The following is a 7171-nucleotide window of genomic DNA, read 5'->3' as shown; positions in this document are numbered from 1 at the left end:
CACCAGCAGCTTCTCTTCCAGCTCGGCCGGGGCGGCGCGGGCGGCCTCCAGGGCGGCGGCGGCCTTGGCGCGATCGCCCTCCAGGCCCTCGGCGCGCTTGGCGGCGGCGTCGCGGCGACGGGTCCAGTCGCCGAGATCTCGCTCCAGGCTCTCGACGCGGCGCTGGCGGCCCGAACGCTCGCGGTTCTCAAGATCGAGGGCCGAACGCGCGGCGGCGGCGGCTTCACGGGCGGCGGTCGCGGCCTGGCGAGCGGCGAGCAGCTGCGGGGCCAGGTCGCCGACGCTTTCGGCGGCCGCGTGTTCGGCGCGGACGGCTGCAAGCGCTTCGTCGGCCTCGGCGCGCTCGGCCTCGAAGCGGGCGATGGTGTCGTCCAGCGACTGGGCGCGGGCCTCGCGCTGGGCGGCCTCGCGCTCGTAGCGGGCCACGGTCTCGCGGGCCTGGTTCAGCAGGCGCTCGGCGTCGGGCGGACCCCGGCGCTTGTCGCGCAGGGCGTCTTCGGCGGCGCGCAGACGGTCGGCGGCGGTCTTCAGGGCGGCGGCCCCGGCCTCGGCGCGGGGCGCGACCAAGTCGATCTCGGCCTCGACCTCGGCAAGGCGGGTGCGCTGCTCCAGCCGCACGGCGGCGGGCTTGGGCGCGTCGGCCTTTGCGACGAAGCCGTCCCAGCGCCACAGGTCGCCTTCCTTGGAAACCAGACGCGCACCGACCGGCAGACCCTTGGCCAGCCGCTCGCCGTCGGCCCGCTCGACCAGGCCGACCATGGCCAGGCGCGCGGCCAGCTCGGGCGGGGCCTTGACCAGCGGGGCCAGCGGCTGGACGCCGTCGGGCCAGGCGGTCGCCGGCGTCTCCGCCCCAGCCCAGTGCGAGGATGCGCGAGCGTCGAGGGCGGCTTCCAGGTCGTCGCCCAGGGCGGCGGCCAGGGCCGCGCCGTAGCCCTTGTCGGGCGTCACCGCGTCGAGGGCGGGCGAGAAGCCGCTCTTGGCGCGCGGTGCGGTCAGTTGGGCCAGGCCCCGGGCTTCGGTGCGCAGGCGGCCCAGCTGGTCCTCGGCCTTGCGGGCCAGATCGCGAGCCGCGCCCTCGGCCTGGGCGGCCGTCGTGCGTTCGGCCTCGGCGGTCTCCAGGGCGGCGCGGGCGGCGGCGAGCGCGGCCTCGGCATTGGCGAAACGCTGGCGGGCTTCGGCGGCGGCGGGATCGACGGCCGGACCGACGGCGGCGCGTTCGGCCTTGGCCTGGTCGAGGGCGCGGACGGTGCGGGCCAGGCGGCTCTCGGCCTCGGCCAGGCGCTGGGCGGCGGCGCGGGCGCGGGCCTCTTCCGCCGCGGTCTGGGCGGCCAGGCGCTCGACGGCGCCGTCAGCCTCGGCACGAGCGGCCTCGGCGGCCTTGGCGGCGAATTCCAGTTCGGGACCGCGCTCGGGCGCGGCGGCGATCAGGGCGCGCACCTCGGCCAGTTCCGGCTCGATGCGGGCCAGACTCCGGCCGGCGTCCTCGGCGGCCTGCTCCTCGCGGGCGCGGTCCTCGTCGATGCGGGCGAGATCGGCCGACAGGCGCTGGAACTCGGCGGCGGCGGCGGCGGCGTCGCGCTCGGCCCGGTCCTTCTGGATCGCCAGCTGACCCAGCACCGCCTGGGCGATGGTCGCCTCCTCGCGCAGGGGCGGCATGGCGGTTTCGGCCTCGACGATCGCGCCCTGGCCGGCGGCGGCGGCGCGGGCGGTGTCCTCGACGTCGCGGATCGCCTGGGTGGCCTCGGCCTGGGTGCGCTCCAGCACATCGCGGGCCTCGGTCCAGCGGGCGAACAGCACCGCGCCCTGCACGGCGCGGATCTCGGTCGACAGGCGGCGGTACTTCTCGGCCTGGCGCGCCTCACGCTTGAGGCGGTTCAGCGCCGTCTCCAGCTCGCGGGCCACATCTTCAAGGCGGGTAAGATTGGTCTCGGCCGCCCGCAGCCGCAGCTCGGCCTCGTGGCGACGGGTGTGCAGCCCCGAGACCCCGGCCGCCTCTTCCAGGATGCGGCGGCGGTTCTGCGGCTTGGCGCCGATCAGCTCGCTGATCTGGCCCTGGCGCACCAGGGCCGGCGAGTTGGCGCCGGTCGAGGCGTCAGCGAACAGCAGCTGGACGTCGCGGGCCCGCACCTCGCGGCCGTTGATGCGGTAGGTCGAGCCGGCCCCGCGGTCGATGCGGCGCACGACCTCCAGCACCGGATCGTCGTTGAAGGCGGCCGGGGCGGTGCGGTCGGCGTTGTCGATGGTCAGGGTGACGTCGGCGTGGTTGCGCGGCGGGCGGTTGCCAGATCCGGCGAAGATGACGTCGTCCATGCCGCCGGCCCGCATGGCCTTGGCGGAATTGGCGCCCATCACCCAGCGCAGGGCTTCCAGCAGGTTGGACTTGCCGCAGCCGTTGGGCCCGACAATGCCCGTCAGGCCAGGCTCGATCCTGAACTCCGTCGGCTCGACGAAGGACTTGAAGCCGGAAAGGCGCAGACGCTGGAACTGCACGGCCGCGCCCGCCCGCTAGCCCTTCAGGGCCTTGTCGACGGCCTTGGCCAGGTCTTCCACCGTCAGCTCGCCGACGAATTCCTCGCCGTTGATGTAGAAGGTGGGCGTGGAGTTGATCCCGCGCTTGGCGGCCGCCTCGACGCGGGCGTTCAGCGCGGCGAGCGCGGCCTTGTCGTTGAGGGTCGCCTCCAGCTGCGCCTCGGTCAGGCCGAACCGCTTGGCCACGCCTAGCAGCCCGCCCCAGTAGTCGCCGGTCTGGAACATGTCGTGCTGGGCCGCGAAGATCGCCTCGACCGCCTCGAAATAGCGGGCAGGCGGCACGCGGTTGGCCAGCAGGAAACCCGCGCCAGCCAGGTCGGCGGGCGGGGTCAGGAATTCGCGGAACACCAGCCGGGCCTTGCCCGTGTCGATGTAGCGCTTCTTGATCGCCGGCATGATCTCGAGCGCGGTGTGGGCGCAGTGGCTGCAGCTCATCGAGGCGTACTCGACGATCTGCACCTTGGCCTTGACCGAGCCCATGACGTGGTCGCCGGGCAGGGGCGGCATCTGGGCGGCGCGCGCCAGGCCGGGCATGGCCGCGACGGCCATGCCTGAAACGATCAGCGCGCGCCGGTCCAGGGTCATGCTTACTTGCTCGCCGCGGCGATGGCGGCGTCCAGCTGGGCCAGCGGGGCCTCGCCGCCTTCTTCGTTCAGCTTCTTGCCGTTGATGACGAAGGTCGGGGTGCCCTTGATGTCGGTTTCCTTGGAGTAGCGCTCGATGCGGTCGTTGAGCGCCTTCAGGGCCTTCTCGTCGCTGACGCAGGCGTCGAACTTGGCTTCGTCCAGACCGGCCGACTGGGCGATGCGCAGCAGCACGTCGCGGTACTGGCCAGTGGTGAACATCTCTTCCTGCGAGCGGTAGACCGAGTCCAGGACCGAGAAATACTTGTCCTTGCCGGCGCAGCGGGCCAGCAGGAACGAGGCGGCGGCCACCTGCGGCGGGGCGGTCAGGAACTCGCGGTAGACGTAGTTCACCTTGCCGGTGTCGATGTACTTCTGCTTGAAGGCCGGGAAGACCTCCTCGTTCCAGCGGGCGCAGTGGACGCAACTGGCCGAGGCGTACTCGATGACGGTGACCTTGGCGTTCGGGTTGCCCAGGCTCATGTCGTCGGCCGTGACGGCGCCGCCCGACTTGTTGCAGGCGGAAAGGCCGGCGACGCCGGCGACGAGGGCTGCGGCCAGCAGGATCCGGCGAAGGGGCGAGCGCATGGTCGGGTCTTCCTCGAACGTGAATAGTAGAGTTAAGCGCGATTCTTTATCGGCATGAAAATGGCGCGCTTGAGGCTTGGAGCGCATCAGCGTGAACGCGCGCAGGTTGTCAACTTTCGTTGCGCAGCACGCCTCGACCAAGCTTCAGCAGCGCCTCTTTCAACGGCCCCTCGGGCTGGTCGACCAGGCTGTTGGCCAGGTCGCGCTCCTGGGCGGCGTCGAGCGGCGGGCGGCGGCGCGGACGCGGCGGGGCGCTGGCGGCAGCCCCGGCGACGCGCACCGGTCCCTGTACGATCCGCAGACGGGTGACCGCGCCCTTGCCCAGCAGCAGGTCGAGACGCTGGGTGATCTGCGGGGCCTGATGCTGGATCAGCGAGGCCACGGGGCCGTCGACCCGCAGTTCCAGCGTGCCGCCCTCGCCGGTGCGGCTCTTGATGATGCGGACGGGCTCGGTGCGGCGGGCCAGGGTGTCGCCGACGATTTCCTTCCAGCGGGCCTGCAACGCGCCCGGACCCTGGCCGTATTTCTTGTCCAGTTCGCGGATCAGCGGGGCCAGGCTCTTGCCGGCCGGCGGCGGCACGCGCATCGGCGGCCGGGTGCGGCGGCGCGACAGGATCTTCAGCGCTTCGTCGGCCGTGGGCAGCGTGCGGCGGTACATGCGCGAAAGCCTAGCACGCCCCCTCTCCCCTCGCGCGCGCGGATTTGCGATAGGAGGCGACAATGACCGACGTCGCCGCGATCCGCTCCGCACTTCTGGCCTGGTACGACCGCGAGGCCCGCGTCCTGCCCTGGCGAACCGGCCCCGTCGCCGGGCGCATGGGGCTGCGCAGCGATCCCTACCGCGTCTGGCTGTCGGAGGTGATGCTCCAGCAGACCACCGTGCCGCACGCCACGCCCTATTTCCTGGTCTTCACCCAGCGCTGGCCCACGGTCGAGGCCCTGGCGGCCGAGGAGGACGGCGCGCTGATGGGGGCCTGGGCGGGGCTGGGCTATTACGCCCGCGCCCGCAACCTGCTGGCCTGCGCCCGCGCGGTCGCCAATGACCACGGCGGCGTCTTCCCCGACACCGAGGAAGGCCTGCTGGCCCTGCCGGGCGTAGGCGCCTACACGGCAGCGGCCGTGGCGGCCATCGCCTTCGATCGCAAGGCCAATGTCGTCGACGGCAATGTCGAGCGGGTGATGGCGCGGCTCTTCGCGGTCGAGGCCCCCGTGCCCGACGCCAAGCCGGAACTGAAGCGCCTGGCCGGCGAACTGGTCACCGACGAGCGCCCCGGCGACTGGGCCCAGGCCCTGATGGATCTGGGCGCCACGATCTGCAAGCCCAAGGCCCCGCTTTGCGATCGCTGCCCGGTCGAGACCTTCTGCGCGGCCAAGGCGCGCGGCGCGCCCGAAACCTATCCGCGCAAGACCAAGAAGGCCGACCGGCCCCGCCGCCACGGCGTGGCCTATGTGGTCAGCCGCCGGGGCGAGACGGCCCTGGTGCGGCGTCCCGACAAGGGCCTGCTGGGCGGAATGCTGGGCCTGCCGACCTCCGACTGGCGAGATCGTCCGTGGTCGGATGATGAGGCGATCCGCGTCGCGCCGATCCTGGCGCCGTGGCGGGATCTGGGCGCGGTCGAGCACGTCTTCACCCACTTCTCCCTGACCCTGCGGGTGCTGGTCACCGAAGCCGACGTCGCCGGCGACTTCGTCTGGACCCCGCACGAGGGGCTGTCGGCGCTGCCGAGCGTGTTCCTGAAGGCGGCGCGGGCGGGACTGGAGCGGCTCGTCTAGATCCCTCTCCCCTTGCGGGAGAGGGTGGCCCGCGAAGCGGGTCGGGTGAGGGGTCTCTCAGACCTCGACGCTGCGGGCTGGGCGAGGCGGTTTTCTTTTGAGAGACCCCTCATCCGTCGGCCTTCGGCCGCCACCTTCTCCCGCAAGGGGAGAAGGATCAGTTCTCAAATATTGACTTCGCATCCCATCATGCGAGCAATGCTCCGGCACGGGCGCGCGCGACGCCCGACTCTGGGAGACGCGGCATGGGCATCCACCTTCCGACCCGACGGACGGCGCTGGCGGCCGGTCTGGCGGCGCCGCTGATCCCAGGCCTCGCCCTGGCTAAGCCCTTCCCGCACAAGCTCGTCCGCCCGACCGCGCCGTTCGACATGCCCGGCATCGGCGTTCCCGACTTCTCCAGCGCGAAACGCTTCCCCATCACCGACTTCGGCGCCGACCAGGGCGACCAGAGCAGGACGAGCGCCGCCATCGCTTCGGCGATCACGGCCGCCAACGCCGTCGGCGCGGGCGTGGTGGTGATCCCGGAAGGAACCTGGCCGAGCGGCAAGGTGCACCTGAAGAGCAACGTCGCCCTGCACCTGGCCAAGGGCGCGACCCTGCTGTTCTCGGAAAAGCCTGCCGACTACCTGCCCGCCGTCCAGACCACCTGGGAGGGGCTGGAGTGCTGGAACTATTCGCCGCTGGTCTACGCCTTCGACTGCGAGAACGTGGCGATCACCGGCCCCGGCAGGCTGAAGGCCAGGCTCGACGTCTGGAAGGTCTGGTACGCGCGGCCCAAGCCGCACATGGACGCCCTGGTGGCGCTCTATCACAAGGCCGCCAGGAGCGAGCCGGTGAGCGAGCGCCAGATGGCGGCCGGCGAGGCGAACCTTCGCCCGCAGTTCATCCAGTTCAACCGCTGCCGCCACGTGCTGGTCGAGGACGTCAGCATCGAGGACAGCCCGTTCTGGGTGATCCACCCGTTCCTCTGCACCGACGTCGTCATCCGCCGGGTGAAGATCCGCGCCCACGGCCACAACAACGACGGCGTCGATCCGGAGACGAGCCAGAACGTGCTGATCGAGGACTGCGTCTTCGACCAGGGCGACGACGCGGTGTCGGTGAAGTCGGGCCGCGACCAGGACGCCTGGCGTCTGGGCGTTCCCACCCGCAACGTCGTCATGCGCGACTGCCGGATCAAGAACGGCCACCAATTGCTGGCGGTCGGCAGCGAGCTGTCGGCCGGGATCGAGAACGTCTTCGTCGACAACTGCCACTTCACCGGCGATGGAAAGGGCGAGGACGGCTGGGCCGTACCGATCGCCAACCTGATGTTCGTCAAGACCAACGAGCGACGCGGCGGCTTCGTCCGCAACATCCACATGACCAATGTCAGCGCCACAAAGATCGCCGGCAGCGTTTTGGCGGTCGACACCGACGTCCTCTACCAGTGGCGCACCCTGGTCCCGACCTACGAGCGGCGGCTGACGGCGATCGAGGGGCTGAGGGTAAGCGGCGTGCGCGTCGAGGAGGCCGGCTCGATCTGCCGCATCAAGGGCGAGAAGGACCTGCCGGTCCGCGACGTGCGGCTACGCAAGGTGGCCGTGGGCAAGGTGCTGGAAGAGCCGGTAAAGACGGAGAATGTCGAGGGGTTCGTGTCCGTCTAGGGCGTCCTC

Annotated in this window: 6 protein-coding genes; 2 read left to right on the top strand and 4 right to left on the bottom strand. The window is 71.6% G+C overall.

The window, feature by feature from the left end:
- From AC2YHT_RS22430 to AC2YHT_RS22415, 4 genes are all read right to left on the bottom strand, one after another.
- Positions 1 to 2490 (bottom strand): AAA family ATPase (locus AC2YHT_RS22430; RefSeq protein ID WP_487292075.1); only part of this gene is annotated, 2490 nt, incomplete at its 3' end.
- Between the two features lie 15 nt (positions 2491 to 2505).
- Positions 2506 to 3114, bottom strand: coding sequence for a DsbA family protein (locus AC2YHT_RS22425; RefSeq protein ID WP_487292074.1), 609 nt, complete (start codon positions 3112 to 3114; stop codon positions 2506 to 2508).
- A 2-nt stretch (positions 3115 to 3116) separates the two neighbouring features.
- A complete protein-coding gene (locus AC2YHT_RS22420; protein WP_110120050.1) occupies positions 3117 to 3740 on the bottom strand; it encodes a DsbA family protein in 624 nt (207 codons plus the stop codon).
- Positions 3741 to 3849: 109 nt separating this feature from the next.
- Positions 3850 to 4398, bottom strand: coding sequence for a DUF721 domain-containing protein (locus AC2YHT_RS22415; RefSeq protein WP_487292073.1), 549 nt, complete (start codon positions 4396 to 4398; stop codon positions 3850 to 3852).
- Between the two features lie 62 nt (positions 4399 to 4460).
- On the opposite strand from AC2YHT_RS22415, the gene mutY reads away from it, so the two are divergent.
- Positions 4461 to 5513: an A/G-specific adenine glycosylase gene (gene mutY / locus AC2YHT_RS22410; protein WP_487292072.1), complete on the top strand. Its 1053-nt coding sequence runs from the start codon at positions 4461 to 4463 to the stop codon at positions 5511 to 5513.
- Positions 5514 to 5758: 245 nt separating this feature from the next.
- Entirely contained in the window at positions 5759 to 7162 is a 1404-nt protein-coding gene (locus AC2YHT_RS22405) for a glycoside hydrolase family 28 protein (protein ID WP_487292071.1), read from the top strand.
- Positions 7163 to 7171 lie beyond the last annotated feature (9 nt).

The organism is Caulobacter sp. SRI_008 (genome assembly GCF_057586355.1).
This window is presented reverse-complemented; position numbering and strand designations above follow the sequence as displayed.

What these genes read in the sequence shown, in the direction of transcription:
- AC2YHT_RS22425 (WP_487292074.1), bottom strand. Translation starts at nt 3,114, where the DNA reads ATGACCCTGGACCGGCGCGCGCTGATCGTTTCAGGCATGGCCGTCGCG.
- AC2YHT_RS22415 (WP_487292073.1), bottom strand. Translation starts at nt 4,398, where the DNA reads ATGTACCGCCGCACGCTGCCCACGGCCGACGAAGCGCTGAAGATCCTG.
- AC2YHT_RS22405 (WP_487292071.1), top strand. Translation starts at nt 5,759, where the DNA reads ATGGGCATCCACCTTCCGACCCGACGGACGGCGCTGGCGGCCGGTCTG.
- mutY (WP_487292072.1), top strand. Translation starts at nt 4,461, where the DNA reads ATGACCGACGTCGCCGCGATCCGCTCCGCACTTCTGGCCTGGTACGAC.
- AC2YHT_RS22420 (WP_110120050.1), bottom strand. Translation starts at nt 3,740, where the DNA reads ATGCGCTCGCCCCTTCGCCGGATCCTGCTGGCCGCAGCCCTCGTCGCC.